The sequence below is a fragment of the Thermoactinomyces mirandus genome (genome assembly GCF_013868055.1).
Classification (GTDB): domain Bacteria; phylum Bacillota; class Bacilli; order Thermoactinomycetales; family Thermoactinomycetaceae; genus Thermoactinomyces; species Thermoactinomyces mirandus.
The window spans coordinates 1-824 of record NZ_JACEOL010000070.1; the positions used below are offsets into that span (position 1 = coordinate 1).

An 824-nucleotide genomic window follows, 5' to 3' on the forward strand; every position below is an offset into this window, starting at 1 on the left:
GTACGGGATGGAGTCATGAACATTACCGGGTGTAACGAAAACATCCGTAATGAAATTGTATTTTCCATCTACTGTTCGATGATCCAGATAAAAGAAGCCCTCCGGTTTTCCTTCACGAACCATGTACCCACTGTCCGGATCGGTTGTACTGATCCGGATTTCCTTTTTCTCCAATTTTACTTGTTTTTTTTTAACGGATCTTTTCCATGCTGAATCCGGTCTTCGTCGATGGCTTTTTCCAATTCAACCATATAGTCCTTGGGAGTGACAGTAACCTTTTGTTTCTTGAACTTGCTTTTGCTGGCATTTGCTTTTAAGAAGGTGGAATCGCTAAACAGTTGTTTTCCGTCGATCAATCCATGCTGAATGGCCTGAAGCACGATTTCATCGAAGATTTCCTGGTAAACATCCGACTGCCCGAACCGCCGACGGCGGTTTTGGCTGAAGGTGGAATGATGAGGAACCGGATCTGTCAAGGAAAGTCCAACAAACCAACGATAAGCGATATTTACTTTAATTTCCTCAATCAAGCGTCTTGGAGAAGCGGATGCCAAACAGATATCCGATAAGTAACATTTTGAACAGCATGACAGGATCAATACAAGGTCGACCATTGTTTTTGCAGTACAACGGTCGGCATTTATCAGCGATAAAAGAAAAGTCAATCGTTTCATTAATTTTTCTTAACAGATGATCTTGAGGGACAAGGTCCTCTATGTTGACGGTTTCTTGTTGAAATTCTCTGGATGTGTTCGTTCTGAACATAGTAAAACCTTCCTTCGGGATGCTTTTATATTTTAATTCAACAAAAAAGGCTGTTGACC

General features: G+C 41.4%; 1 pseudogene. It reads right to left on the reverse strand.

What is annotated here, in order from left to right:
* A pseudogene (locus tag H2C83_RS17940) lies at positions 1-765 on the reverse strand (transposase); the annotation flags it as partial.
* Positions 766-824: the final 59 nt, after the last annotated feature.